29 protein-coding genes are annotated in these 24,175 nt (G+C 58.8%); 13 read left to right on the plus strand and 16 right to left on the minus strand.

Going from position 1 to position 24,175, the window contains the following annotated elements:
• Positions 1-80: 80 nt before the first annotated feature.
• Complete coding sequence (locus LOY69_RS20970) at positions 81-935, plus strand: LysR substrate-binding domain-containing protein (RefSeq protein WP_102880437.1); 855 nt, start codon at positions 81-83, stop codon at positions 933-935.
• Here LOY69_RS20970 and LOY69_RS20975 read toward each other — a convergent pair.
• Positions 925-1,674, minus strand: a complete 750-nt coding sequence (locus LOY69_RS20975) for a sulfite exporter TauE/SafE family protein (RefSeq protein WP_102880438.1) — start codon at positions 1,672-1,674, stop codon at positions 925-927. The genes LOY69_RS20970 and LOY69_RS20975 overlap by 11 nt on opposite strands.
• Positions 1,675-1,779: 105 nt before the next feature.
• Between LOY69_RS20975 and LOY69_RS20980 the strand changes: the two genes are divergently transcribed.
• The 3 genes from LOY69_RS20980 to LOY69_RS20990 all read left to right on the plus strand — a co-directional run bounded on the left by LOY69_RS20980 (position 1,780) and on the right by LOY69_RS20990 (position 3,907).
• Positions 1,780-2,730: a LysR family transcriptional regulator gene (locus tag LOY69_RS20980; RefSeq protein WP_102860900.1), complete on the plus strand. Its 951-nt coding sequence runs from the start codon at positions 1,780-1,782 to the stop codon at positions 2,728-2,730.
• Between the two features lie 75 nt (positions 2,731-2,805).
• A complete protein-coding gene (locus LOY69_RS20985; RefSeq protein ID WP_265073552.1) occupies positions 2,806-3,267 on the plus strand; it encodes a MarR family winged helix-turn-helix transcriptional regulator in 462 nt (153 codons plus the stop codon).
• Between the two features lie 220 nt (positions 3,268-3,487).
• The gene (locus tag LOY69_RS20990) at positions 3,488-3,907 is read left to right on the plus strand and encodes an organic hydroperoxide resistance protein (protein WP_265073553.1); all 420 of its coding nucleotides are present in this window, start codon (positions 3,488-3,490) and stop codon (positions 3,905-3,907) included.
• 71 nt (positions 3,908-3,978) lie between these two features.
• Here the strand turns inward: LOY69_RS20990 and LOY69_RS20995 are convergent, their stop codons facing one another.
• Complete coding sequence (locus tag LOY69_RS20995; protein WP_007931398.1) at positions 3,979-4,551, minus strand: elongation factor P; 573 nt, start codon at positions 4,549-4,551, stop codon at positions 3,979-3,981.
• A gap of 48 nt (positions 4,552-4,599) precedes the next feature.
• Positions 4,600-5,733 (minus strand): elongation factor P maturation arginine rhamnosyltransferase EarP, encoded by a 1,134-nt coding sequence (gene earP, locus LOY69_RS21000; protein WP_265073554.1) that lies wholly within the window; start codon positions 5,731-5,733, stop codon positions 4,600-4,602.
• 124 nt (positions 5,734-5,857) lie between these two features.
• On the opposite strand from earP, the gene LOY69_RS21005 reads away from it, so the two are divergent.
• The gene (locus LOY69_RS21005) at positions 5,858-6,253 is read left to right on the plus strand and encodes a hypothetical protein (RefSeq protein ID WP_265073555.1); all 396 of its coding nucleotides are present in this window, start codon (positions 5,858-5,860) and stop codon (positions 6,251-6,253) included.
• 2 nt (positions 6,254-6,255) lie between these two features.
• Positions 6,256-6,738: a GreA/GreB family elongation factor gene (locus tag LOY69_RS21010; protein ID WP_265073556.1), complete on the plus strand. Its 483-nt coding sequence runs from the start codon at positions 6,256-6,258 to the stop codon at positions 6,736-6,738.
• A 6-nt stretch (positions 6,739-6,744) separates the two neighbouring features.
• Here LOY69_RS21010 and cysB read toward each other — a convergent pair whose 3' ends face one another.
• From cysB to LOY69_RS21035, 5 genes are all read right to left on the minus strand, one after another.
• On the minus strand, positions 6,745-7,719 hold the full coding sequence (cysB, locus tag LOY69_RS21015; RefSeq protein WP_102860894.1) for an HTH-type transcriptional regulator CysB: 975 nt from the start codon (positions 7,717-7,719) through the stop codon (positions 6,745-6,747).
• 111 nt (positions 7,720-7,830) lie between these two features.
• On the minus strand, positions 7,831-8,331 hold the full coding sequence (locus LOY69_RS21020) for a universal stress protein (RefSeq protein ID WP_102860893.1): 501 nt from the start codon (positions 8,329-8,331) through the stop codon (positions 7,831-7,833).
• A 95-nt stretch (positions 8,332-8,426) separates the two neighbouring features.
• Positions 8,427-9,332 (minus strand): 5'-nucleotidase, encoded by a 906-nt coding sequence (locus tag LOY69_RS21025; RefSeq protein WP_102860892.1) that lies wholly within the window; start codon positions 9,330-9,332, stop codon positions 8,427-8,429.
• Between the two features lie 25 nt (positions 9,333-9,357).
• The gene (locus LOY69_RS21030; RefSeq protein WP_102880445.1) at positions 9,358-10,314 is read right to left on the minus strand and encodes a putative 2-dehydropantoate 2-reductase; all 957 of its coding nucleotides are present in this window, start codon (positions 10,312-10,314) and stop codon (positions 9,358-9,360) included.
• A complete protein-coding gene (locus tag LOY69_RS21035) occupies positions 10,314-10,700 on the minus strand; it encodes a thioredoxin (RefSeq protein ID WP_102880446.1) in 387 nt (128 codons plus the stop codon). The genes LOY69_RS21030 and LOY69_RS21035 overlap by 1 nt, the downstream gene beginning before the upstream one ends.
• Between LOY69_RS21035 and LOY69_RS21040 the strand changes: the two genes are divergently transcribed.
• Positions 10,699-11,133, plus strand: a complete 435-nt coding sequence (locus tag LOY69_RS21040) for a PilZ domain-containing protein (RefSeq protein WP_102860889.1) — start codon at positions 10,699-10,701, stop codon at positions 11,131-11,133. The genes LOY69_RS21035 and LOY69_RS21040 overlap by 2 nt on opposite strands.
• A gap of 140 nt (positions 11,134-11,273) precedes the next feature.
• Entirely contained in the window at positions 11,274-12,350 is a 1,077-nt protein-coding gene (locus LOY69_RS21045) for a 3-deoxy-7-phosphoheptulonate synthase (protein WP_016967428.1), read from the plus strand.
• Positions 12,351-12,410: 60 nt separating this feature from the next.
• On the opposite strand, the gene LOY69_RS21050 is transcribed toward LOY69_RS21045, so the two are convergent.
• Complete coding sequence (locus tag LOY69_RS21050; RefSeq protein ID WP_011062548.1) at positions 12,411-12,692, minus strand: GNAT family N-acetyltransferase; 282 nt, start codon at positions 12,690-12,692, stop codon at positions 12,411-12,413.
• A 634-nt stretch (positions 12,693-13,326) separates the two neighbouring features.
• Here LOY69_RS21050 and oprI point away from each other — a divergent pair.
• On the plus strand, positions 13,327-13,578 hold the full coding sequence (oprI, locus tag LOY69_RS21055; protein WP_003448337.1) for an outer membrane lipoprotei OprI: 252 nt from the start codon (positions 13,327-13,329) through the stop codon (positions 13,576-13,578).
• 127 nt (positions 13,579-13,705) lie between these two features.
• Here oprI and LOY69_RS21060 read toward each other — a convergent pair whose 3' ends face one another.
• The 3 genes from LOY69_RS21060 to LOY69_RS21070 all read right to left on the minus strand — a co-directional run bounded on the left by LOY69_RS21060 (position 13,706) and on the right by LOY69_RS21070 (position 15,770).
• Positions 13,706-14,680, minus strand: a complete 975-nt coding sequence (locus tag LOY69_RS21060) for a L,D-transpeptidase family protein (protein WP_110594578.1) — start codon at positions 14,678-14,680, stop codon at positions 13,706-13,708.
• A 134-nt stretch (positions 14,681-14,814) separates the two neighbouring features.
• Entirely contained in the window at positions 14,815-15,108 is a 294-nt protein-coding gene (locus LOY69_RS21065) for a hypothetical protein (protein ID WP_007931378.1), read from the minus strand.
• A gap of 56 nt (positions 15,109-15,164) precedes the next feature.
• Positions 15,165-15,770 carry an arylesterase gene (locus LOY69_RS21070; protein ID WP_102860887.1) on the minus strand — a complete coding sequence of 202 codons (606 nt, stop codon included), beginning with the start codon at positions 15,768-15,770 and terminating at the stop codon, positions 15,165-15,167.
• Positions 15,771-15,780: 10 nt separating this feature from the next.
• Here LOY69_RS21070 and LOY69_RS21075 point away from each other — a divergent pair, with 10 nt between their 5' ends.
• Entirely contained in the window at positions 15,781-16,464 is a 684-nt protein-coding gene (locus tag LOY69_RS21075; RefSeq protein ID WP_102860886.1) for an ABC transporter ATP-binding protein, read from the plus strand.
• A complete protein-coding gene (locus tag LOY69_RS21080; protein WP_265073557.1) occupies positions 16,464-18,968 on the plus strand; it encodes an ABC transporter permease in 2,505 nt (834 codons plus the stop codon). The genes LOY69_RS21075 and LOY69_RS21080 overlap by 1 nt, the downstream gene beginning before the upstream one ends.
• A gap of 33 nt (positions 18,969-19,001) precedes the next feature.
• Here the strand turns inward: LOY69_RS21080 and greB are convergent, their stop codons facing one another.
• A complete protein-coding gene (gene greB / locus LOY69_RS21085; RefSeq protein WP_102860884.1) occupies positions 19,002-19,475 on the minus strand; it encodes a transcription elongation factor GreB in 474 nt (157 codons plus the stop codon).
• Positions 19,476-19,776: 301 nt separating this feature from the next.
• Here greB and LOY69_RS21090 point away from each other — a divergent pair, with 301 nt between their 5' ends.
• The gene (locus LOY69_RS21090; RefSeq protein WP_102860883.1) at positions 19,777-20,406 is read left to right on the plus strand and encodes a response regulator transcription factor; all 630 of its coding nucleotides are present in this window, start codon (positions 19,777-19,779) and stop codon (positions 20,404-20,406) included.
• Positions 20,407-20,550: 144 nt separating this feature from the next.
• Here the strand turns inward: LOY69_RS21090 and LOY69_RS21095 are convergent, their stop codons facing one another.
• From LOY69_RS21095 to LOY69_RS21105, 3 genes are all read right to left on the minus strand, one after another.
• Positions 20,551-20,859: a hypothetical protein gene (locus LOY69_RS21095; protein WP_102860882.1), complete on the minus strand. Its 309-nt coding sequence runs from the start codon at positions 20,857-20,859 to the stop codon at positions 20,551-20,553.
• A 298-nt stretch (positions 20,860-21,157) separates the two neighbouring features.
• Positions 21,158-21,592, minus strand: a complete 435-nt coding sequence (locus LOY69_RS21100; protein ID WP_102860881.1) for a DoxX family protein — start codon at positions 21,590-21,592, stop codon at positions 21,158-21,160.
• Between the two features lie 102 nt (positions 21,593-21,694).
• Positions 21,695-23,116 carry a transglycosylase SLT domain-containing protein gene (locus LOY69_RS21105; protein ID WP_265073558.1) on the minus strand — a complete coding sequence of 474 codons (1,422 nt, stop codon included), beginning with the start codon at positions 23,114-23,116 and terminating at the stop codon, positions 21,695-21,697.
• 235 nt (positions 23,117-23,351) lie between these two features.
• On the opposite strand from LOY69_RS21105, the gene LOY69_RS21110 reads away from it, so the two are divergent.
• Positions 23,352-24,158 (plus strand): TatD family hydrolase, encoded by an 807-nt coding sequence (locus tag LOY69_RS21110; RefSeq protein WP_110653123.1) that lies wholly within the window; start codon positions 23,352-23,354, stop codon positions 24,156-24,158.
• Positions 24,159-24,175: the final 17 nt, after the last annotated feature.

Raw genomic sequence — 24,175 nt, forward strand, 5'->3', positions numbered from 1 at the left:
GGGATGACGCCAGTCTCTGCTTAGGATTAAGATCAATCCAACGAATGTTTCTTATGTCATTCATCTCAGGATTTGATGGAATGTCCCAGTTCCCCAGCATCGACACCGAAGTCCTGCGCACCTTTGTCGCCATCGCCGATGAAGGCGGTTTTACCCGGGCCGGCGAACGGGTCAATCGCACCCAGTCGGCGGTGAGCATGCAGATGAAACGCCTGGAAGAAGATGTGCTGCAACGCCAGTTGTTCCAGCGCGACGGGCGCCAGGTCAAGCTCACCGCCGAAGGCCAGGTGCTGCTGGGCTACGCCCGACGCATCCTGAAACTGCACAGTGAAGTGTTCAATACCTTGCGCGAACCGCACATGGTGGGCCTGGTTCGCATCGGCACTCCGGATGATTATGTAATGCGCTTTCTACCGGGAATCCTGTCGCGCTTTGCCCAAAGCTACCCGCTGATCCAGATCGAGGTGCATTGCGAATCCAGCAAACAGTTGCTGCAACGCCAGGATCTGGATCTGTCCATCGTCACCCGCGAGCCGGGCAGCGAGATCGGCCAACTGCTGCGCAAGGAGCGCTTCGTCTGGGCCGTGGCCCAGGGCTTCAATCCCCACGAGCAATCGCCATTGCCCCTGGCGATGTTCAACAGCGACTGCTTTTGCAGACTCTGGGCCTGCAACGCCCTGGACGCCGCCGGACTCGACTACCGGATTGCCTACAACAGCTCGAGCCTGGCGGCGTTGATGGCCGTGGTCAGTGCCGGACTGGCAATCACCGCGCAACTGGAAAGCCTGATCACACCGGACATGCGCATTCTCGGCGAGGCTGAGGGGCTGCCCCAATTGCCGGAGGCGAGCATCATGCTGCTGCGCAACCTCAATACGCCCTCCCCCATCACCGAGTGCCTGGCGGAGCACATTGTCGAAGGCTTCAAACTTTGAAGGCCAGCATCACCGCGCACACCACCAGGAAACCGCAGAACAGCGCCCGCAGCAGGCGCTCGGGCAAAGCATGAGCCACCTTCACTCCCCAGCTGATGCTCAACAGGCCGCCGACCGCCAACGGCAGACCGATCATCCAGTCCACTTGATGATGGACACCGTAGGTCACCAGGGTCACGCCGGTGCTCGGCAACGCCAGGGCCAGGGACAGCCCTTGTGCCACCACCTGGGTGGTACCAAAGACGCTGGTCAATACTGGCGTGGCCACTACCGCTCCGCCTACGCCGAACAACCCGCCCATGGCCCCGGAAGCGGCGCCCAGAACCCCCAGCCAAGGCCAGGAATAACGCATCCGCGTGCTGGCCGGCGCGCTGCTCATGAACATGCGCAGCAGGTTATAGGCCGACAGCACCAGGAGAAAGACGACAAAGCCGATACGCATCTTCTGCGCGTCGATGCCCACCGCCCAGATTGAGCCGAGCCAGGCGAAACAAAAGCCCATCACTGCCAGGGGCAAGGCATGGCGCAATTCAATCCGGTTGCGCTGGTGATAGCGCCACAGCGCCAGCATCACATTGGGCACCACCATCACCAGTGCAGTGCCCTGGGCAATCTGCTGATCCAGGCCGAACAACACCCCCAGCACGGGAATCGCGATCAAGCCGCCGCCGATTCCGAACAAACCACCCACAGTGCCCAGGGCCGCGCCCAACAGCAGATACATCACTAACTCGATCACAGCCGCTCTCCTCACCTGAGAGCTGCATGCTACGCAGTCGGCCCTGGCACGGAAACGCACAGCAACGCACAATGGCTGTGCCGTTTTCGCATAAGCGCTCTGACCATGAATCCCAACACTCTCACCGAACAACTGGGGCTGTTTCTCGATGTACTGGAAGCCGGCAGTTTTTCCGCTGCGGCTCGCCGCCATCCACTGACGCCCTCCGCCGTGGCCCGGCGTATCGACAGCCTGGAAAGTGCCGTGGGCACCACGTTGTTCATGCGCACCACCCATGCCGTGGTCGCCACAGCCGCTGGCCTGGCCTTCGCCGAACGGGCCCGGCGCATTGTCGCTGAACTGCAACTGGCCCGGGCCGAGGCGGTGTCCCTGAGCCATGCGCCGGAAGGCCTGATCCGCATCGATGCCCCGGCCGCCTTCGGCCGCCGTCATCTGGCACCGGCGATCGCCGACTTCCTGGTGCTCTATCCCGGCCTGGATGTACAACTGCATCTGATCGACAGCTTCGTCGACATGCAGGGCTCGCACCTGGGCAAAGTGGACCTGGTACTGCGGGCCGGGCAACAGGTGGATACCCGGATGGTGGCCACCTCCCTGGCCAGCATCGTACGCATTGCCTGCGCCAGTCCGTCCTACCTGAAGAGTCGTGGCACCCCGACTCAACCCGCTGAGCTCAGCCAGCACGACGGCCTCGACTGGGATGGCCTGGCACCCTTGTTCGCCTGGCGCTTTGAACGGGACGGACAGCTGCACAGTCATCGCCCACAACGCATCCGCCTCAGCGCCAACAATGCCGAAGCCCTGCTTTCGGGAGCCTTGGCTGGGCTGGGAATTGCTCACTTGCCCACCTGGCTGGTGAGTGAGTACCTGTTGCGCGGAGAACTGGTGCCGTTGTTCTGTGATAACGGTCTGCCCAAGCCGGAAACCGCCGGTATCTATGCCTTGCGCATGGAGCAGCATCCCAATGCCCGTAGCCGCCTGCTGCTGGAGTACCTGAAAAGTCGCTTCAGTCCGGTTCCGCCATGGGACCTGGCACTGCAGAGTGCAATGAACTGACGTCGAAGAAATTTATCTGGTGCATTAAAGACTCGCCCGCTAGATTCAGGACCATTAACGACCAAGGCCCCCGAGATGACCACCGACCGCTCTACCCCGGATACCTGCGAACAGCTGCTGCTGGACAACCAAGTGTGTTTCGCCCTGCACTCCACATCGCTGCTACTGACCAAGGTCTATAAACCGTTGCTGCAGCAACTGGGGCTGACCTATCCGCAGTACCTGGCAATGCTGGTGCTCTGGGAGCGGGATGGCCTGACCGTCGGCGAAATCAGCCAGCGCCTGCTGACCGACCCCGGCTCGCTGACTCCCTTGCTCAAGCGCCTGGAAGCCGAGGGTCTGCTGAACCGCACTCGCAGCCGGGAAGATGAGCGAGTGGTCATTGTCGAGCTGACGGAACAGGGCCGAGCGATGCGCGAACAAGCCCGGAACATCCCACAGTGCATCCTCGGCGCCAGCGGTCGGACAGTGGAGCAGTTGCGGCAGCTGCAGGAAGATTTGCAGGTGCTGCGGGGGCATTTGCAGGACAGTCTCTAAGGCTTCGCCGACAAGCCAGCGCCTATGGCTGGGGCTGGGGCTGGTTTTGAGAAAAAAATATATGTTTAAAAAACAATGAGTTGAGCCAGAAACAGGGCTTCGGGCAATAGTTTGCATAAAATTTATCTTGCGCACTAAATATTTGAGCGATACATTTATTTCGCACTTACTTAGCGCGCAAATAATTAGCGCAAAAACAACCCAGCACGAGGCTTTCACCATGCAAACTCTCTACACCGCAGTTGCAACCGCCACCGGTGGCCGTGATGGCCGCGCTGTTTCCAGTGACAACATCCTCGACATCAAACTGGCCACCCCCAAGGAACTCGGCGGGGCCGGTGGGCAGGCGACCAACCCGGAACAGCTGTTCGCCGCCGGCTATTCGGCCTGCTTTATCGGTGCCCTGAAGTTCGTTGCCAGCCAGAGCAAGCGCAAGATCCCGGACAACGCCTCGATCACCGCCCATGTCGGTATCGGTCAGATCCCTGGCGGCTTTGGCTTGGATATCGATCTGCATGTGAGCCTGCCCGGCCTGGCTCAGGAAGAGGCGCAAAGCCTGGTGGATGCCGCACATCAGGTCTGCCCCTACTCCAACGCCACCCGTGGCAATGTTGATGTACGCCTGCACGTGAACGTCTGAAACAGTAAACGCCAGGCATAAAAAAGCCCGACTCAAGGTCGGGCTTTTTCATCGACAAGATCGAACCAGGATTAAACCTTGGCGCGGCCCTTGTAGGAACCGCCTTCGCGGGTATCGATCTCGATCATGTCGCCGATTTCGATGAAGTCCGCAACGCTCAGCTCGGTACCGTTTTTCAGTTTGGCAGGCTTCATCACCTTGCCCGAAGTGTCGCCGCGAGCGGAACCTTCGGTGTAGTCAACCTGACGCACGATGGTGGTCGGCAGGTCAACGGAAACCAGACGGTCTTCGAAGAACACGGCTTCGCAAACGTCGGTCATGCCTTCTTCGATGAACGGCAGAACGGCCTCGATGTCTTCGGCGTTCAGCTCGTACATGGTGTAGTCAGTGGTGTCCATGAAGGTGTAGGTGTCACCGCTGATGAACGACAGAGTCGCTTCTTTGCGATCCAGGATCACGTCGTCCAGTTTGTCGTCCGCACCGTAAACGGTTTCGGTCTTGTAACCGGTCAGCAGGTTCTTCAGCTTGGTCTTCATGATCGCGCTGTTACGACCGGACTTGGTGAATTCAGCTTTCTGAACCAGCCAAGGATCGTTGTCGATACGGATCACGGTACCGGGTTTGAGTTCTTTACCAGTTTTCATTGCGAATATCCGAATTTGGATGGGATTTACAAAAATCTAGGCCGCGTATCATATCCAATTTAGGTAAAACTGCACCAGCGCCGCAGCAAGATCGGCTTGCAAGCCTTGTTCCAGACACCATTGTTCGGCGTGCGCGGCGACTTCGGGCCAGTGTTGCAGCAGGTTTTTCCAGGCGTCGGTCATCGCCGCCTCGGTATTCCAGGCCTGCCACAGGGCCCGCACCGCCGCTTGGGCGTCAGGTGAAAGAGTCCGGGTGTACAAGGCGAGAAAGGCCTCGAGCTTGTCCAGGTGAATGTCTTCGTCCTGACGGTAGATATGCCAGAGCATCGGCCGCCCGGCCCATTGTGCCCGAACAAAGGAGTCCTCTCCCCGCACCGCGTTGAAATCGCAGCACCACAACAGACGGTCGTAATCTTCCTGGCGAACAAAAGGCAGGACCTGGACCGTGAGGGACTGCCGGATCTGCAGGCTGCCCACACTCAACGACGCGTCTCCCAGCCAGCGCTGCACATCTCCCAGGATGCGCCCTTCGGGCACCAGCAAATGGGTCTGTTGCGTATCGAGGGCCAAGGCATCCAGCCAACCACCAAGACTGGCGTTCTCATAGGCAAACAGTGACATCAAGCGGCTACCGGCGGCGGGAGTGACTCCCAGGCCCTGAAGAAACTCCAGCTGGACCTGGCGATCGGCCTGAAATTGCCGGCGGCGCTCGAGCAATCCGGCTTCGCGCAGCAAGCCGCCCGTGCCAGCCTGGAATCCGGGGAAGAAAAAGTACTTCTGTACGCCGCGAAACTTCACTGATGGCAGGCCGTGGCAGCCACTGACCCAGTCCTCGGCGCTCAGGTAATCCAGATTCAGCCACAAGGGTGCACGCTGGCGCTCGGCCATGGCCTCCATATAGGCATGGGGCAATTGACAGGCAAACGCAGCGATCACCACATCGGCCGCAGCTTCAGGTTGCCACTGGGCCGGCCAGTGGTGCACCTCGACCCCATCCTGATACTGGCTGAGTCGCTGGAAGTCGATCTCTGGACAGATCTTCTCAAAGGCCCGCAGATCATCGACCCACAAACGCACCGTGCATTGATGCTCGCCCACCAACTGTCGGGCCAGGCGCCAGGTCACGCCGATGTCGCCGTAGTTGTCGACCACGCTGCAAAAAATATCCCAGGAGGCTTTCATTCCAGTCCCCGATTGGCAAAGGCGCCGATTGTCCGCATAAATGCTCCTGCGCAGAAGAGCCAACCTCGATTAATCTTCATGCGACAATCAGCCCTCGCCCACTATCGCCCGCCAGGAGGCAACCATGTCTTATCGCCCGCCCGCTCGTCGCTCCTTGCGCATCAGCTTCAATGCCCTGGCGCTCAGCGGCAGCATTGCCCTGGGCCTGTGGCTGGGTTTTCTGGCGATTGCCCTGACCTGCTGGCTAGCCTCGCACTTTCTCTTCAGCCAGCAACTGGCTCCTGTAGCGCAAGCCGTGCAGCAATTGGCGAAGCCGCCGGTGGTTGCGCCTGAGCCGCCCAATCGGCTGTTCGAGCAGTATCAGGAAAACCTGCGCAAGAACGAAGAGTTGCAATCCCTGGATAACGCTCGCAGCGACTCGCGCAACCTGTCCAATCCCAAATGCCAGTTCTGGTTGCAACAGGACCAGACAGCGCCCAGCGAAAAGAGTCGCGCCAACGTCCTGCAGTTCTGTAATTGATCATGAATAAACAGTCTGTCTGCCAACTGATTCTGCAACAGCTCCAAGAGGATCTGGAGATCGCGGTGCGCGCAGCGCAAACCGCCTACGAAACCGCCACTCACGAAGAGAATATCGCCGAGAACAAGTACGACACCCTGGGGCTGGAAGCCTCCTACCTGGCGGCCGGCCAGGCTCGGCGGGTCGAGGAAATCCGTCAGGCATTGAGTCTCTGGCAGAACCTGAGTTTGCGATCCTACGACCCACAGGCCGGAATCCAGGTCGGTGCGTTGCTGGGGCTGGAGGATGAAAACGGCCACGAACAATGGCTGTTTCTTGGCCCAGACGGGGCAGGCTTGAAGGTTTATGTGGTGGGACAACTGGTGACCGTCATCACCCCGCGGTCACCGCTGGGCAAGAGCCTGATGGGCAAGTTCGAGGACGACGAGGTGGAGATCGTGGTGGCGGGGACCCGGCAACAGTTCACTGTCACCGAGGTCCGCTAGCTGAAATCAGTGAACCGGCAGTTCGACGCCGTCGAACAGTTCTTCCAGTTCCTGCTTGTTATGGCATTGAATCGCCTTGGCCATGACTTCGCGCGTCAGGTGCGGGGCGAACTTCTCGATGAAGTCGCACATGAAGCCGCGCAGGAATGTACCGCGACGGAAACCGATCTTGGTGATGCTCGACTCGAACAGCTCGCTGGCGTCCAGTACCACCAGGTCATTGTCGAGCTTGGTGTCGACCGCCATCTTGGCGACGATACCCACTCCCAACCCCAGGCGCACATAGGTCTTGATCACGTCGGCGTCAGCCGCAGTGAACACCACCTTTGGCGTCAGGCCACGATGGCTGAAGGCTTCATCAAGCTTGGAACGGCCAGTGAAACCAAACACGTAGGTAACGATGGGGTATTCGGCCAAGGTTTCCAGGGTCAGCTTCGGCAGCTTGGTCAGCGGGTGGCCCTGAGGCACAACCACGCAACGGTTCCAGCGATAGCACGGCATCATCACCAGATCACCGAACAGCTCCAGCGCCTCGGTGGCGATGGCGAAATCCACAGTGCCGTCAGCGGCCATCTCAGCGATCTGCATCGGCGAGCCCTGGTGCATGTGCAGGGCCACATCGGGGTACTGCTTGATGAAGCTACTGATCACCGGTGGCAGGGCGTAGCGTGCCTGGGTATGGGTGGTGGCGATGGACAGGGTGCCCTTCTTCTCGTTGGAGAACTCCTGGGCGATCTGCTTGATGCTTTCGACCTTGCGCAGGATCTCGCCGGCGGTGGTGATGATCCGCTCACCGGCCGGGGTCACACGGGTCAGATGCTTGCCGCTGCGAGCGAAGACCTCGACCCCAAGCTCGTCTTCGAGCAGACGGATCTGCTTGCTGATACCCGGTTGTGAGGTGTAAAGGCTTTGGGCGGTAGCGGAGACGTTGAGGTCGTGGTGCGCCACTTCCCAGATGTAGCGCAATTGTTGAAGCTTCATATCAATCCCTCAAAGCAGGTAGACGCCACGGGTATCAGCGACGGTATATAACTATATTAATGGTCAGGAGAATAAATCTAGAACTTTTATTCAGAATTTTCCATTCCGCCCTCAGACATCCCCCTGACGCCGACGCTGCACCAGAGGCACCAGATAAACCGGCACTTTGGCCAGCTGTAAAACCCGTGCGGCCGTACGCCCCAAAGGGGTTTGCGCACCGCCCCCGTGGCTGTGACTTCCTACGATCAGCAAATCCACCGAGAGTTTCGCCGCCTGATCCAGAATCACCTGGGATGGGTCCCCTTGAAGCACCCGCACCGACTGGATCAAGGTCAGGTCCTGCATGCCCTCCCCCAACTCCTCGCGAAAACTGTCCAGCACCCGCTGCTCGATATTGGCCATTACCGTGCTCAAGCCCTGGCGGTGAAACTCGTTCAAGGATTGCTCATCCAGATAACTCTGCAATACCGATTCGGCAAATAGCCCCATGGGTTCCACTGCGTGCACTACATGTAAGTCGGCATTGAACGTTCGAGCCAGCTCCAAGGCATGCTGCATGACAAAGGGCGCATACAGACCGAGGTCGGTGGCATACAGCATCGAACGAATCATATGACCTCCTCAACTGCCAAGATGGCGGAGATTGATTCAGCTTAGCAGTGCCTGGAACTGTGGGAGGTTCGACGCCAAGCCAGGGATTTTAGGGCTCAATCCCTGGCTTCGTTGCTGATGCCGTGGGGCACGTGGCCGGTGGCGACCACCTCGCGGGCCAACTCGCAGTGACCGGCCTGATCATCAAAAAAAACATCGGCGGCGAAGGCTTCAAGAAAGGCGGCTTTCTCCAGGCCGCCCAGAAACAAGGACTCGTCCAGACGAATGTCCCACTCGCGCAAGGTGCGTATCACCCGTTCATGGGCCGGCGCCGAACGGGCCGTGACCAAGGCCGTGCGAATCGGGCAGGCATCGTTGGGAAACTCGCCCTGAAGCAGATTGAGTGCCGCCAGAAAGCCCTTGAACGGTCCGCCCGGCAATGGCTCCCGGGCCGACTGCTGCTCACTGGCCTGAAAGGCCTCCAGGCCACCGGTTTGATAGACCCGTTCCGAGTCATCGGAAAACAGCACGGCGTCCCCGTCGAAGGCGATGCGCAACTCGCCATTGGCGGCGCGCCGGGCGCCGCCGGAAAGGATGGTCGCGGCGGCAAACCCGGCCTCCAGAGCACTGCGCACATCGTCGGCATGGGTAGAGAGAAACAGATCGCTGCCAAAGGCCGCCAAATAGGGATAGGGACTGCGACCGCCGACGAAGGCCGCACGGGAAATACCCAGGCCGTAATGCTGAATCGAGTTGAACACCCGTAGGCCGGTGTCGGCACTGTTGCGTGAAACCAGCACCACCTCGACCCGCGCACGTCCCAGGCTGGCATTGAGACTGAGCAGTTTCTTCACCAATGGGAAGGCATCGCCCGGTTCGAGGATCTCCTCTTCGTGTTCGATCTGATACTGCCTATAAGCCTCGACACCCTGGGCCAGATAGACCTTATGGCTGTCGCTCAGATCGAACAAAGCCCGCGACGAAATCGCCACCACCAGCTTGCCATCCAGGCCATTTGCCATATTCCGTCCCCTTCAGGTAATCAGCTCAAGCGTGATGCCGGTCGATGAAACTCAAGGCTTGGTAAAGCGCCTGGATTTTCGGCAGCTCACAGCCAGCGGCCCTGGCTGCCGCCAAAGGTGCGGCATAGATGGCTGCCAACTCCAGAGGACGCTGATGCAGGAAATCATGGTACATGCTCGGCCAATAGTCGGGCATGTGCTCGGTGGACTTGAACAGTTGCTGTGCGTAGGCATCTGGAATGACATGACCACAAGCCGCAGCCCCCAGAAGCACCTCCTGCATGAGGTTCTGAATCAACTCGCGGCTGTCCGGATCGGCCATCAACGGCGTGGTGCTGGCCTTGAGCAGCACCGACAGACCGTTGTAAGGCACATTCCACACCAGCTTCTGCCAACGCGCCTGCTGCAGGTTGCCCATGACCTTGGAATCAAGCCCGGCCTCACGAAACAACGCCGCCCCTTCTTCGACAATAGCCTGGCTCAACACCGGATCAGCGCTTGCCGGACCGCTGTGGTAACCCAGATTGACTGCACCAAGAGCCTGGTGCTCGATCTGGCCGGGACCCGCACGATGGACACAGATAAAGCACAAGCCACCCAATAGGTGCAGCGACTCAGGAAGCACGGCGCGCAGGCCATCTTCAACGTCCAGGCCGTTCTGCAGCAACAGAACCTTGGCATCAGGCGCCGCCGCCTGAATGATCGCCGGCGCCAACTGGAGGTTGCTGGTGGTCTTGGCTCCCACCAGCAGCCAGTCACAAAGCGGCATCTCCTCAGCGCTGGCGTATGCCTGCACCGGTTTCAGGCTCAACGCCCCGTACTGAGCGCTGTTGACCTGCAGCCCCTGCTCCACCACCGTCGAGAACTCGCTACGCAATAGAAAGTGCACGTCGAAACCGGCGCGCGCCAGCATCACCCCGTAAAAACCTCCGATCGCTCCGGTCCCGATAATGCCCACACGCGGTTTACGACCTGCATCCATCAAGGCAACTCCTCTGGAATTCGATTGAGCGCCTGACGCAAGCCCTCAGTGAGCTCCTTGTACGTCAGCCGCGACTGCAACGCCCCATAAAACTCACCGTCGCTCACCACAAACAGGGCCGGCAGGTGAAACACCTGATAGCGCTCCACGGCGCCTCCGTTGTCAGCGGCATCGACCCAGCACAACCGCTCGACCGGCAAGCCCAGCCCCGGCAGTTGCGCCCGCGCCCAACGGCAACTGGAACAGCCAACGCTGGTGAAAACCACCAGGGAAACACCATCCAGGCCCAGCAATTGCTGGTCGATATCGAAGTCTGTCAGTTCCAATTCGACCACTATACTGGGGGAAACAATGTCAAATGGACGACACTCGGAGTCTGCGGTCATGGGACGTTTTTTGCCTCATCCTGATGATGTTCCGGTTGAACTGACCCTGCGTAAATACGCCTGCATTTCGCGTCAGCGGTTGCACACTATCAGCCTCGGTGGCATGGCGTGCAATTACCACCGCGCCTGGCGCCACGGCACCGCACTAGAGGTGTATATGCCGACGCTGGGGGAAAATGCGCGCTACAACGGCTATGTCGCCTGGTGCCTGAAGCGCAAGCGCGGCTACCTGGTGGGGATCGCTTTCGTCGATGAGCAAACGCTGTTCGGCGCCCGCATGGGCGAACAGGTGTGCCAGATCGCCCGATACTGCCGCCTGCATGAACCTCAGAGCGAACAACAATGCATCGAGGCCCTGGCCCTGAATTGGGTCGAGCAGCACGCAGAGGACTATTCCGAGGACCGCGTACACCAGGCTTTTGTGCAGCCTTAGCCCAATAAAACCGCCGCCTGCCCATTGTAGAGTCACCGGGTAACGCGCTAAGGTTCCGCTCCCCGACGCGCTCAAATCCGCTGTGCTCCGCCGCGCGGGGATCGCTGGCGGCCGGCACCCGTGACCTGACGAGTAACACGATGGCTGATTTACCGATCAACGACCTTAACGTCGCCTCCAACGAGACCCTGATCACCCCTGATCAACTCAAGCGAGACATCCCCCTTAGCGACACCGCCTTGCGCACCGTGACCAAGGGTCGCGAAGTGATCCGCAACATCCTCGACGGCACTGATCACCGTCTGTTTATCGTCATTGGGCCCTGCTCGATCCACGACATCAAGGCAGCGCACGAGTACGCTGAACGTCTCAAGGCACTGGCGGCGGAAGTCTCTGACACTCTCTATCTGGTAATGCGGGTGTACTTCGAGAAACCCCGTACTACCGTTGGCTGGAAAGGCCTGATCAACGACCCTTACCTGGATGACTCGTTCAAGATTCAGGACGGTTTGCATATCGGGCGGCAGTTGTTGCTGGACCTGGCTGAAATGGGCCTGCCTACCGCCACTGAAGCCCTTGACCCGATCTCCCCGCAATATCTGCAGGACCTGATCAGTTGGTCGGCCATCGGTGCACGCACCACTGAATCCCAGACCCATCGGGAAATGGCTTCCGGCCTGTCGTCGGCCGTGGGCTTCAAGAATGGCACCGACGGTGGCCTCACCGTGGCGATCAATGCGCTGCAATCGGTATCCAGCCCGCATCGCTTCCTGGGGATCAACCCACAAGGTGGCGTATCGATCGTAACCACCAAAGGCAACGCCTACGGCCACGTGGTGCTGCGTGGCGGCAACGGTAAGCCGAACTACGACTCGGTGAGCGTCGCTGTCTGCGAACAAGCCCTGAGCAAGGCCAAGATCAAGCCGAACATCATGATCGACTGCAGCCATGCCAACTCCAACAAGGATCCGGCGCTGCAACCTCTAGTCATGGAAAACGTTGCCAACCAAATCCTGGAAGGCAACCAGTCGATCATCGGTCTGATGGTGGAAAGTCACCTGAACTGGGGTTGCCAGGCGATTCCGAAGGACCTGTCAGACCTGCAGTACGGCGTATCGATTACCGACGCCTGCATCGACTGGGAAAGCACCGAGAAAACCCTGCGCAGCATGCACGCCAAGCTCAAGGACGTATTGCCGAAACGTGATCGCAGCTGATCCTTTTCGCCAGACACAAAAACGCCGGGCCAAGCCCGGCGTTTTTTATGGTCGCCCCGATCAGAGCTTTGCTGCGTGACGCTGATGGCGTTCCATATAGCGTTCTACATAAGAACAGGATGGAATCACTGTGTAACCCATACGCTCGGCGTACTCCAGCGCCTGCTCGGTCAACGCCGCGGCAATGCCGCGCCCACGTAATGCGTTGGGCACGAAGGTGCGGTAGATATCCAGAGTCTGCTTACCCAGGTCCATATAGGTCAGGTAGGCACGATGACCGTCCACATTGGTCTCGAACTGATGACCAGCCTGGTCATGGTGGATGGACAACGCCTCGCTCATCACTACTCCTTGCGGGTCTGGAATGCTGACCCATACCTTACCGATGTTTTTCCGGCGAAGGAACAACTTACGCCACCTCGTGCCTGTCGGACACCACCGTAGAAGGCATCCCCCTTACATCGCGAGCACGTTACAAAATAGTAGGCGCCCTGGGCATAAATGCTCAAGCCACACTCGTCACAGATCAACGTAAAACGCCCTCAGCAAGCCTTGCAGAAAGCACCGTCAGGCCCAGTGTAAAAATGCGTTGAGGCTATACATCGCCGGATGCTGAAACTTAAGACGAGCACCGTTTCTTAAAGTCACCGGCAAGATGGATAAAGATAGGCCAAGGCTGGGCAGATTCTGAAGAAAAGTGCCATCGACAGAATATAGGCCCACTTTAGCCTAGACTCTGAAACAGCGCCTGGAGAATGCTGGCAAACAACCAGCACCCTCTGACAGAGCCTTGCCGCTGAATGTTTTTTATACAATCGCTTAAAAAGTTGCTCGAAAAAGAATCACCGCCTAGAATTTTTTTTGCTTCTTGCGCTACGTCAGTTTACTTACTACAAGTAATGGGTAGTATGTACGCCGGCTATTTCCTCACTCTGAGGTGATAGCTACTAATAGAAAGTCCTTGAAGGGGAACACGATGAACAACGTTCTGAAATTCTCTGCTCTGGCTCTGGCCGCAGTTCTGGCTACCGGTTGCAGCAGCGTATCCAAAGAAACCGAAGCTCGTCTGACTGCTACTGAAGATGCAGCAGCTCGTGCTCAGGCTCGTGCAGACGAAGCCTATCGTAAAGCTGATGAAGCTCTGGCTGCTGCTCAAAAAGCACAACAGACTGCTGACGAAGCTAACGAGCGCGCTCTGCGTATGCTGGAAAAAGCTAGCCGCAAGTAATAGTCCCTCGGGATTGTTATCAAGCCGATCCATTTTTTGGATCGGCTTTTTTATTGCCTGGGATTTTCCACTGACAATAAAAAACCCGTCGACACCGGCAGGTCTCGACGGGTTGTTGTTCTAACCCTTACTGCTGCAGATCGAACGGAGCACTGGACAACGATGTTGCAGGCGCCGTGGTCGGTATTGCGATCTCCACTGGCAAGCCATCTTCGGCCGCCACTACATCCCTGACCACATCCCAGTTCATGCGCAGGTTGTTGGCCAGATCTTCGCGCTTGAGCAAAGCATTGATCACCGCAGTGTGCTTGTCGACCACTGAAGGATTACCCTTGTCATCCAAAGGTGTATGCGCCTCCAGATAGACTTTGCCACCGCTGATACCGAACTTGTACGGCTCGTTGATGATACGCACGGAAGTTCCTACCGGAACCATCCCGGCCATTTCCAGCACGTTGTTGTTGAGCATACGGAAACAGCCATGACTGGTACGCATGCCGATGCCGAACTTTTTGTTCGAACCGTGGATCAGGTAACCAGGCGTGCCCAAGGTGAACTTGAACGGCCCCAGCGGGTTATTCGGTCCTGCCGGCACCACGCTCGGCAGCGGATCACCATCGGCAGCATGTTCGGCCCGGATCGACGCCGGTGGAGTCCAGGTTGGATTCGGGGTTTTCGCAGTAATGCTGGTATGAGCGATCGGCGACCCCCACCCCTCGCGTCCAATGCCCAACGGGAAGGTGTAAACCACATTCCGCCCCTTGGGGAAGTAGTAAAGACGATACTCCGCCAGGTTAATCACGATGCCCTCACGGGGCCCGGGAGGCAGGATGAAACGGGTGGGCAAGATGACCTCGGTCCCCGCCCCCGGCAACCAGGGGTCGATTCCCGGATTGGCCGCCACCATCTCCAGGTACCCCAGGTCATGAGCAGTGCCCAGGTCGGCGAAGGTGTCTTCGTACTTGGCCTTGATCACCTGCACCTGACCGACAATATCTTCACCGGGCGGCGGCAGAGGCAATTCCAATGCTGCAACGGGACCGGCCACACACAATGCGGCAAGTGTCAGGCAGCGGGTGACGACGGGGAGACGCGGCAACATCCGGATAATCCTTCGCATGAAAAACGAGTGATAGAAACGCGATTGTACACCCCGCCCCTTGGCTGCGGGAGCCAAGCGGGAGACACAAGCGCAGGCACATGAAATCCCTGTCGAAACGGTCCGCTATCGACCGCCTACAGCTCGAAGCGCAACTCCGGCCAGATCGGCGGAGTGCCGCGCTTTTGCGACTCCAGGATTGCCCGGCACAAGGGGCAGAGTCGTTGATCCTGGAAAATCGTCCGATCCACACTCGACCAGCGCGGCTGCGCGGGCAACAAAGTGCCACACAAGGTCCGATCGGCAGAACCACCCAACTCCAGCTGACGCGTCACCAGATGCACTCGAACTTCCTGGCAGGCGAACAGGTCAAGCTGTTCATCAGGCTCGATCAGTTGATAGGCAAACAGGGACCAGGCGGGACGCGGCATCGGGGGCTCCAAATCGGGGGCGCCACATTAGCCGAAACACTGCCACTAGAAAAGCGTCAAAGCAGCGGTTTTAGCGTCGGCCAGACATTTTCCAGCAACTTGTCCTGAGCCGCGGCTGCAGGGTGCAGACCGTCTGCCTGCATCAGTTCGGGATGACCACCGACCCCATCAAGAAAAAACGGTACCAGCGCCACCTTTTTGTCACTGGCCAACTGGCCATAAACCTGAGCGAACGCCTGGGTGTAGCGCACACCATAGTTGGGCGGCAATTGCATGCCCAACAGCAGCACCTTGGCACCACTGGCCTGGGCACTGTCGATCATCGACGCAAGATTTTGTTGCAATTGCTGAGGCGGCTGGCCGCGCAGGCCATCGTTGCCGCCCAACTCGAGGATCACCACCTCAGGCTTATGCTCTGCAAGCAGCGGCGGCAGCCGCGCCAGGCCACCGGCACTGGTGTCGCCACTGACCGAGGCGTTGATCACTTTGTCGGTGAAACCCTGGTCCTTGAGCCGCTTCTCCAACAGAGCCACCCACCCCTCGCGGGTATCCAGGCCGAAAGCCGCACTGATACTATCGCCCACGATCAGGACCGTACCCGCCGCTGCGTTCTGGGCCATGCACATCAAGGCCAGGCCGGCACTCAAAAACCATACACGCATCGGATTCTCCATGGGCGCAAGCATTCTCACTGCGCGGAACCTTAGCAAAGTGGTTCCCAGCGCGGAAGGTGAACTGACCATCCTTCATGAACTCAGCCTGGAGCTGAACCAGGGCGACAGTCTGGCCATAGTCGGCGCCTCGGGTTCCGGAAAATCCACACTGCTCGGTTTGCTGGCAGGACTCGACCTGCCCAGCAGTGGTGAGGTCACCCTCGCCGGCCAGGCCTTGAGTCGCCTGGATGAAGATCAGCGAGCACGGGTCAGGGCCGAGCACGTTGGGTTCGTGTTTCAATCCTTCCAATTGCTCGACAGCCTCAACGCCCTGGAAAACGTCATGCTGCCCCTGGAACTGGATGGCCGCCGCGACGCCCGTGAGCGCGCCACCGAGCTGCTGCGACGGGTCGGCCTCGGCCAGCGCCTGAGCCACTCGCCTCGCCAGCTTTCCGGCGGTGAGCAACAACGAGTCGCCATCGCCCGGGCCTTTGCCGCCGAACCCGACGTGCTGTTTGCCGATGAACCTACCGGCAACCTCGACAGCCACACCGGTGAACGCATCAGCGACCTGCTGTTCGAACTCAACAAGGAGAGCGGCACGACTCTGGTGCTGGTGACCCATGATGAACGCCTGGCCCATCGTTGCCGGCGCCTGATCCGTCTTGAAGCGGGCTTGCTGGTCGCCCCTCTGGAGCCTTGATGGCACGTCTGCCGCTGTTGCGTCTGTTCAGCCTCGCCCTGCGCCAGCTGTTGCGCGATGCCCGCGCCGGGGAGTTACGGGTGCTGTTCTTTGCCTTGCTGGTGGCTGTGGCGGCGAGCACCGCCATTGGTTATTTCGGCGCCCGACTCAACGGAGCCATGCTGCTGCGGGCCACCGAGTTTCTCGGGGCTGATCTGCTTCTGGAGGGCAGCTCACCGGCACGCTCGGAACAGATCGACAGCGGGCAGGCATTGGGACTCGATCATGCGCGCATAGTCGAGTTCTCCAGTGTTATCGCCACCGACACTGGCATCCAGCTGTCGAGTATCAAGGCAGTGGACAATGCCTACCCACTACGCGGCCAACTCAAGAGCGCGGCAGCGCCCTACGGCGTTGAAGAGCCCGGTGGAGGTCCAAAGGCCGGTGAAGCCTGGGTCGAATCACGCCTGCTGACCGCGCTGAATCTGAAGATCGGCGACAGCATCGATGTCGGCACGCAACCCCTGCGGCTGGCTCGGGTCCTGACCTATGAGCCCGACCGAGCCGGCAACTTCTATAGCCTGACGCCTCGAGTGCTGATCAGCCTGGACGATCTGCAAGCCACCGGCGTCGTCCAGCCGGGCAGCCGGGTCAGCTACAAGGAGCTCTGGCGCGGCCCGGCACCGGCCCTAGAGAGCTATCGCCAACTGATCAAGCCGGGCCTGGCGCCCAACCAGCGACTGCAGGATGCCCGCGATGGCAACCAGCAGATTGGCGGCGCCCTGGGCAAGGCCGAGCGTTACCTGAACATGGCCAGTCTGGTAGCCGTGTTGCTATCCGGGGTCGCCGTCGCCTTATCGGCCAATCGCTTCGCAACCCGGCGCTTCGATGCCAGCGCCTTGCTACGCTGCCTCGGTCTGTCGCGACGGGAAACCATGTTGCTGTTCAGCGTGCAATTGGGACTTCTGGGGCTCCTGGCCAGCGTCAGCGGCGCACTGCTGGGGTGGTTGGCCCAACTTGGCCTGTTCTATCTGCTGCATGACCTGCTGCCCAGCGATGTGCCTCCAGGTGGCCTGCTCCCGGCCATTGCCGGTATTGGCACCGGGTTGGTGGCCCTGGCAGGGTTTGCCCTACCGCCCCTGGCTGCCTTGGGGCGGGTCCCGCCACTTCGCGTGTTACGTCGTGACCTGCTGCCAATTCCTTCCAGTACCTGGATGATCTACGGCGCTGCCCTGTTTGCCCTGGGCCTGATCATGTGGCGCCTGAGTCTGGATCTGATCCTGACCTTTGCATTGCTCGGCGGTGGGCTGATAGCGGCACTGGTACTGGGTGGGTTACTGCTTCTGGTGCTGCAAAGCCTGCGTCGTCTGCTGGCCCGCTCCTCCCTGCCCTGGCGCCTGGGACTGGGCCAGTTGCTGCGGCATCCCCTGGCGGCAGCCGGACAGTCCCTGGCCTTTGGTCTGATTCTGCTGTCCATGGCACTGATCGCCCTGCTGCGGGGCGAACTGCTCGATACCTGGCAGAACCAGTTGCCGAAAAATGCCCCCAATTACTTTGCACTGAATATCCTACCCGCCGAAAAACAGGCTTTTAGCGAACGCCTGGTACAACTTTCGGCCCCTTCGGCGCCGCTATATCCGGTGGTTCCCGGACGCCTGGTGAGCATCAACGGCGAGCCTGTAAGGGAGATAGTCAGCAAGGACTCCAGTGGCGACCGCGCGGTACAGCGCGACCTGAGCCTGACCTGGGCCGCCGACCTGCCGGCCGGCAACCGCATCACCGAAGGCAACTGGTGGTCAGCGCAGCCCACCGACGCTGTGCCCGGCGTATCGGTGGAGGCCAAGGTTGCACAAAGCTTGAAACTGAAACTGGGCGACCAACTGACCTTCACGGTCGCGGGCGTTAATCGGGAAGCCCGGGTTACCAGCCTGCGCAGCATCAACTGGGACAACTTCCAACCGAACTTCTTCATGATCTTCCAGCCAGGCACCCTGAAAGATCTGCCTGCCACCTACCTGACCAGCTTTTATCTGAGCCCGGGACACGACCAGCAGGTCATCGAGCTATCCAGGGCCTTTCCAGCGGTGACTATTCTTCAAGTGGAGGCCTTGCTGGAGCAACTGCGCAGCATCCTGGCCCAGGTCACTCTGGCAGTGGAGTATGTATTGCTGTTTGTCCTGGCGGCCGGAATGGCAGTGCTGTTTTCCGGCCTGCAGGCCACGTTGGACGAGCGCATTCGCCAAGGCGCTCTATTACGCGCGCTCGGTGCCGAGAGGCGGTTGCTGGTCAAGGCTCGGCGGATCGAGTTCGGTCTTCTCGGCGCCGTCAGCGGCCTGCTGGCGGCCCTGGGTAGCGAACTGGTCAGCCTGGTGCTTTACCGGTTCGCCTTCGACCTGCCCTGGCACCCACATCCCTGGCTGTTGCTGCTGCCGCTGATAGGCGCGCTGTTGGTGGGTGGGGCCGGGGTTTTCGGCACCCGCCGGGCATTGAACGCCAGCCCGTTGAGCGTCCTGCGCGAAGGGTGAAGAGCAACAGCTCGCCAGCACAGGCTGGCGAGCCTACTTCTCATAGTCGATCTGATTGATCCACCAGCAGGTTTCGCCAGCCGGCGTATGAACAATGGCCTCGTCGCCCACTTCCTTCTTCAGCAGCGCCCTGGCCATGGGCGAGTCGATGGAAATGTAGTCCTTGCGCAGATAGATCTCGTCGTATCCAACGATACGAAAGCGCTTGATCTCGGCAGCCTCGTTTTCCACTTCTACCCAGGCGCCAAAGAACACTCGCCCTTCCTGCTCTGGTGCGTAGGAAACCACCTTCATGTCTTCCAGACGCTTGCGTATGTAACGCACCCGGCGATCAATTTCCCGCAAGAGTTTTTTGTTGTACTGATAGTCCGCGTTCTCACTGCGGTCACCCAATGACGCGGCCCAAGTGACCTTCTGGGTAATATCCGGGCGCTTCTCCCGCCACAGATAATCCAACTCCTGCTTCAGAGCGTCGTAACCATCCTGTGTGATGAGCTTAGTACTCAATTGGCTTGTCACCTTCCAGCCTTGTACATGCTGTTCTGTTGTTTGAATGAGCTGATGCACTCGGCCCGTCATGGGAAGGTTGTTGCCCCCCCTCACCCAGCCAGGCAGCACTATCAGATTTGTCCGATTTAGATTTCAGAGAGGTCAGCCAATCATAGAGCCAAACAGCTGAGGCTTACGGCACAAGACACACCTTAAGTAACAGTGTTTGCACCCAGCCTGAGGCACAACTTGAAACCTACTTATCCAAAGCACCCGCCAATACTGACCAACACCTCTAAAAACAAAGGGAACGCACTAAATGGGCAACATCATTATCGTCGATGACCATCCTCTGATTCGACTGGCCATCAGGTCGGTGCTGGAACCCCACCATCACACCATCGTTGCCGAAGCCGACAACGGTGCGGACGCGGTGCAACTGGTGCGAAAGCACATGCCGGACCTGTTGATCCTCGACCTGGGTATTCCCAACCTGGACGGTTTTTCGGTCATCGCCCATATCAAGTCTGCGGACCTGCTTGTAAAAACCCTAGTCCTGACTTCCAGTGACTCGAAGAACTTCGCTCTACGATGCCTGCAAGCGGGAGCCGCGGGATTTCTGTGCAAGACTGAAAACCTTCACGAACTGGCCAATGCGGTTAAAGCCATTCTGTCCGGGTACAGCTACTTCCCGGAAGACACCATCAATATCCTGCAGCAAAACACCAATGCCGCCAGTCAGGAGAGCGTGTTGATCTCGCGCCTGACTGATCGCGAGATCACGGTGCTGAAGCTCCTGGCAAGCGGCCTCAACAACCAGCAGATTGCCGACGCTCTGTTGATCAGCCACAAGACCGTCAGTACCTACAAGGTTCGCTTACTCAAGCGCTTCAACATTTCCAACCTCGTGGCGCTGGCCGATCTGGCAAAACGTAACGCCGTAGTTTGAACATTAACCCGTTGTCGCTTGACTCATGACCAGCAGTAACTGCAACCGGGACTATCCCAATCAGTGCTTGTTAGGTGGGGTCACAATCTGAATACGGCGCAGTTCAGCAACAAACTGTACAGCGCCGCCGAAACCTCTATGCAACTAGCGGCGAATGATCAGGCCTTGGCGAGCGACGCGGGTCAGTTGCTTGATGACTTCAGCAGCATCCGCTGCACTGGGGGCTGGAATGACCGCCAGATCAAAGCTATCGCTGGCAAAACGTGCCAGAGACTCGCCCTCTTCAACAAACTGAATCAAAAAGGCCGCCGGGCCTGGGGAACGCCGTGGCCAGCCGTCGAGGTAACGCAACAAGGTGGGTTGATGTTTGCCGCCAAGAAGGATTTTCGGGTTGCGCTGGGAAAGACTCGCCGTGATCGGCGCAAGACGTACAAGGGGGCGTGGTGCATTCATCGTATTGTGTCTCTGCCTCAAGTTTCTGCCGGGCAGGTGAGAGGCAACACCGAACCAGCGCTTTAGCGGTATTTCGAAGCCAGAATATAGCTTCTAACAGTGATCTTTCGACTCACTTGGCGCCCCGCAAGTAGCTGTTTAAATCGGCGCATGAGCAGCATCCTAGAGAAGCCAGCAGGTCAGTGTCAAGATTTCCCAACAACGAAAAAGGCCTGCATTGGCAGGCCTTGGAAATTTTCCTGGCAGTTGATCCAGAGCCGCCGAAGACCAACTTGACGGATGAATCGAGCTCGTCAAATCACTTGGTTATTGCTGCATCCACAGACAACTTGCCAGCACCTTCGAACAGGACCGCGACAGTACCGCCCAGCAGAGCCAGGGCGAACTCATAGCCGTTATTGGCCATGAACAAACCATTGCCGATATGCACCGAGAAGATCGCCACCAACAAGGTAAAGGACAAGCCCAGAGCTGCCGGACGCGCCAGCAAGCCAATGACCAGCGCCAAACCAGCGAAGAACTCGGTACCACCTGCCAACAACGCCATCAGATACCCAGGAGCCAGACCAATGCTCTCCATCCACTGAGCCGTTCCCGCCAGACCGCCTCCCCCGAACCAGCCGAAGAGTTTCTGCGAACCGTGGGCCGCAAAGATGATGCCGACGAAGATCCGCAAAACGCTCAAGCCGTAACCGGCGCGAGTACTCAGTAGGTTTTTGATCAATGTGCTCATGCTCTGTAGTCCTGTGTATGGTGGGGAAGTTGGTCGCCATATTAATCAATTTTTATCATGCTAAAAGCGCAAAAAACCCAAGATAAAAATCAGTTTTTTCGATTATTTGCGAGACACAACTTTTCGCTCCTGAGGCTCAAGAGAGCCTCGCTCGCGGTCAAAGGCCAGATAGTATTTATTGACGCTATTAACATAGCTGACCGCGCCCATGCCCACCTGCTCCATGGCAATACGCTCAACCTGGAAAAACCATTGATTGGGATTCAGTCCACGGCGCCGGGCCTCGCTGCGCATTCCTTGTACCCGTTCCGGGCCCATGTTGTAGGCCGCCAGGACGAACGCCATGCGCTCGCGTTCGTTAAGCTTGGGGCTGGAGAAGAACTTGCGGCGGATCATCGCCAGGTACTTGGCACCGGCCTGAACATTGCTGTCCAGAGACTGGATATTGTTGACCCCGACCCTTTGCGCCGCCGAAGGCGTGATCTGCATCAGCCCGGTTGGACCGCTGCCGCTCCTGGCGCTGGGCTGCAAGGCCGACTCCTTGAAAGCCAGGGCCGCCAGATTCAGCCAGTCCATACCCTGCTCCCCCGCATGCTTCTGCAACACCGGCCGCAGTTTTTCCAGGCGCTGACGATCGGCCCTAGCCAGGGGGTAATGCACCTGGTACTGGCGACGATAGATGCGCAAGAAGGCTACATCCTGGTCCGCCGGAGTCTTATAGGTCTTGAGGAAACGATCGATACTTGCCCGCAACATCGAGGCATCGCGCCGGACAAACCAGTGCTCCTCTCCCGGCTCACTGATCTTCAATTGCCTGTCAAAACGCAACTTGGGCAGGATCTTGCTCCAACGCTCGGCAATCGGCTGCTCGACAATGGTCAGGTGGAAGATCCCGCCCTGGACCATTTCCAGCACATCTTCCACCGCCAGACTGGGGTCCACCCACTCGACCTTGATCGGCGCCAGCTTGTGCAACGCAAGTTTCTGATTGATCTGACTCACCGCATCCCCTGCGGCGCTACCGGTGGTCAGGGTCAGGGTCTTGCCGGACAGCTGTTCGATACGCGTATAACGACGCTCGCCCTTGATCCCCACCAGCAGTAAGGGAACATTGCTGACGATCGGATCGCTGGAGCTGACCGCATGCCCTGGCTGAGCCTCCAACAACTCACCGGGAGCCACCAGATCCCCTTCTCCTCGCTGCAAGGCGCCAAGCAGTTGATCCTTGGCTTTGGGAATGATCTTGAGGCTGATTTCCTGACCGTCACGGGCATGGCCGTTGAGATACTGCTCGAACGAGCGCAAACGATGGTACTCGACGCCAATGGCCTGGCCCTGGACTTCACCGGAACTATTGCGGCTCTGGTTGACCAGTACCCGCAGAACCCGACTGCTGCGGATCTCCGCCAGGTCGCGGACCTTTCCCGCAGCCTGGGTTTCCGACGGCCCCGCCAAGCGCGCCATGGCCGGCAATGGCAGTAGCAACATCAGGCACAGCGCGAGCAATATCGAGGGTCGGGTCATCCGTTCTCCGCAAAGAATACTGTTCAACCCTTCGTCGTTTTTTGAAGAATTGATCGACAGAAACAGAGCGCCATGAGCACTGGCAAGGTGCGAAAGACAAGCGCAATGACAGTAACAAGCCTGAGCACTACGTTCTTCCGGCAACAAAAGACAGCGTTAACTCGTTGTAGTTCTTGGTTTTTCTTATAAATCTACAGCTCTGATATGCTTTCCGGCCGCAGGCGGAGATAGCACCATGCAACTCATCGATATCGGCGTCAACCTGACCAATCCCTGTTTTGCCGAAAAACACCAAGCCGTTCTCGATCGTGCTTATGACGCTGGGATCTGCCAATTGGTCCTGACCGGAACCAGCGTCGAAGGTAGCGAACAGGCCCTGGAACTGTGCCAGCAACTGGACAGCAACGGGCAGCGACTGTTCGCCACCGCGGGCCTGCACCCTCACGCTGCCAGCGACTGGAATGCCGACAGCTCGCGGCGTTTGCGCGCATTGCTCAGCGAACCACGGGTACGTGCAGTGGGCGAATGCGGACTGGACTTCAATCGCGACTTCTCCCCCCGCCCACAACAGGAAAAAGTCCTGGAAGAACACTTGGCGCTGGCGGTCGAGCTGCAACTGCCGGTGTTCCTCCACGAGCGCGACGCCAATCAGCGTCTGCTGGATATCCTGCGGGACTTTCGTGACCGTTTGCCAGCAGCCGTGGTGCATTGCTTCACCGGTGAACAACGGGCGCTGTTCAGTTACCTTGATCTTGACCTGCACATCGGCATTACCGGCTGGATCTGCGACGAACGCCGGGGCACCCACCTGCACCCACTGGTACGCAACATTCCCCGCGGGCGTCTGATGCTGGAAAGCGATGCCCCCTATCTGCTGCCGCGCAGTCTGCGACCAAAACCGAAGAACGGCCGTAACGAACCGGCCTATCTGACCGAGGTCTTGAGGGAAGTGGCACTGCACCGGGAAGAGACCCCGAAAGACCTGGCCAACCACAGCACCGCCTGCTCCAGAGCTTTCTTCCGCTTGCCAGAGATTGCTTGACTCATATCAAGATTTTT

Source organism: Pseudomonas sp. B21-059 (assembly GCF_026016285.1).
Lineage (GTDB): Bacteria > Pseudomonadota > Gammaproteobacteria > Pseudomonadales > Pseudomonadaceae > Aquipseudomonas > Aquipseudomonas danubii.

What these genes read in the sequence shown, in the direction of transcription:
- LOY69_RS20970 (WP_102880437.1), top strand. Translation starts at nt 81, where the DNA reads ATGTCCCAGTTCCCCAGCATCGACACCGAAGTCCTGCGCACCTTTGTC.
- LOY69_RS20980 (WP_102860900.1), top strand. Translation starts at nt 1,780, where the DNA reads ATGAATCCCAACACTCTCACCGAACAACTGGGGCTGTTTCTCGATGTA.
- LOY69_RS20985 (WP_265073552.1), top strand. Translation starts at nt 2,806, where the DNA reads ATGACCACCGACCGCTCTACCCCGGATACCTGCGAACAGCTGCTGCTG.
- LOY69_RS20990 (WP_265073553.1), top strand. Translation starts at nt 3,488, where the DNA reads ATGCAAACTCTCTACACCGCAGTTGCAACCGCCACCGGTGGCCGTGAT.
- LOY69_RS20995 (WP_007931398.1), bottom strand. Translation starts at nt 4,551, where the DNA reads ATGAAAACTGGTAAAGAACTCAAACCCGGTACCGTGATCCGTATCGAC.
- earP (WP_265073554.1), bottom strand. Translation starts at nt 5,733, where the DNA reads ATGAAAGCCTCCTGGGATATTTTTTGCAGCGTGGTCGACAACTACGGC.
- LOY69_RS21005 (WP_265073555.1), top strand. Translation starts at nt 5,858, where the DNA reads ATGTCTTATCGCCCGCCCGCTCGTCGCTCCTTGCGCATCAGCTTCAAT.
- LOY69_RS21010 (WP_265073556.1), top strand. Translation starts at nt 6,256, where the DNA reads ATGAATAAACAGTCTGTCTGCCAACTGATTCTGCAACAGCTCCAAGAG.
- cysB (WP_102860894.1), bottom strand. Translation starts at nt 7,719, where the DNA reads ATGAAGCTTCAACAATTGCGCTACATCTGGGAAGTGGCGCACCACGAC.
- LOY69_RS21020 (WP_102860893.1), bottom strand. Translation starts at nt 8,331, where the DNA reads ATGATTCGTTCGATGCTGTATGCCACCGACCTCGGTCTGTATGCGCCC.
- LOY69_RS21025 (WP_102860892.1), bottom strand. Translation starts at nt 9,332, where the DNA reads ATGGCAAATGGCCTGGATGGCAAGCTGGTGGTGGCGATTTCGTCGCGG.
- LOY69_RS21030 (WP_102880445.1), bottom strand. Translation starts at nt 10,314, where the DNA reads ATGGATGCAGGTCGTAAACCGCGTGTGGGCATTATCGGGACCGGAGCG.
- LOY69_RS21040 (WP_102860889.1), top strand. Translation starts at nt 10,699, where the DNA reads ATGGGACGTTTTTTGCCTCATCCTGATGATGTTCCGGTTGAACTGACC.
- LOY69_RS21035 (WP_102880446.1), bottom strand. Translation starts at nt 10,700, where the DNA reads ATGACCGCAGACTCCGAGTGTCGTCCATTTGACATTGTTTCCCCCAGT.
- LOY69_RS21045 (WP_016967428.1), top strand. Translation starts at nt 11,274, where the DNA reads ATGGCTGATTTACCGATCAACGACCTTAACGTCGCCTCCAACGAGACC.
- LOY69_RS21050 (WP_011062548.1), bottom strand. Translation starts at nt 12,692, where the DNA reads ATGAGCGAGGCGTTGTCCATCCACCATGACCAGGCTGGTCATCAGTTC.
- oprI (WP_003448337.1), top strand. Translation starts at nt 13,327, where the DNA reads ATGAACAACGTTCTGAAATTCTCTGCTCTGGCTCTGGCCGCAGTTCTG.
- LOY69_RS21060 (WP_110594578.1), bottom strand. Translation starts at nt 14,680, where the DNA reads ATGTTGCCGCGTCTCCCCGTCGTCACCCGCTGCCTGACACTTGCCGCA.
- LOY69_RS21065 (WP_007931378.1), bottom strand. Translation starts at nt 15,108, where the DNA reads ATGCCGCGTCCCGCCTGGTCCCTGTTTGCCTATCAACTGATCGAGCCT.
- LOY69_RS21070 (WP_102860887.1), bottom strand. Translation starts at nt 15,770, where the DNA reads ATGCGTGTATGGTTTTTGAGTGCCGGCCTGGCCTTGATGTGCATGGCC.
- LOY69_RS21075 (WP_102860886.1), top strand. Translation starts at nt 15,781, where the DNA reads ATGGGCGCAAGCATTCTCACTGCGCGGAACCTTAGCAAAGTGGTTCCC.
- LOY69_RS21080 (WP_265073557.1), top strand. Translation starts at nt 16,464, where the DNA reads ATGGCACGTCTGCCGCTGTTGCGTCTGTTCAGCCTCGCCCTGCGCCAG.
- LOY69_RS21090 (WP_102860883.1), top strand. Translation starts at nt 19,777, where the DNA reads ATGGGCAACATCATTATCGTCGATGACCATCCTCTGATTCGACTGGCC.
- LOY69_RS21095 (WP_102860882.1), bottom strand. Translation starts at nt 20,859, where the DNA reads ATGAATGCACCACGCCCCCTTGTACGTCTTGCGCCGATCACGGCGAGT.
- LOY69_RS21100 (WP_102860881.1), bottom strand. Translation starts at nt 21,592, where the DNA reads ATGAGCACATTGATCAAAAACCTACTGAGTACTCGCGCCGGTTACGGC.
- LOY69_RS21105 (WP_265073558.1), bottom strand. Translation starts at nt 23,116, where the DNA reads ATGACCCGACCCTCGATATTGCTCGCGCTGTGCCTGATGTTGCTACTG.
- LOY69_RS21110 (WP_110653123.1), top strand. Translation starts at nt 23,352, where the DNA reads ATGCAACTCATCGATATCGGCGTCAACCTGACCAATCCCTGTTTTGCC.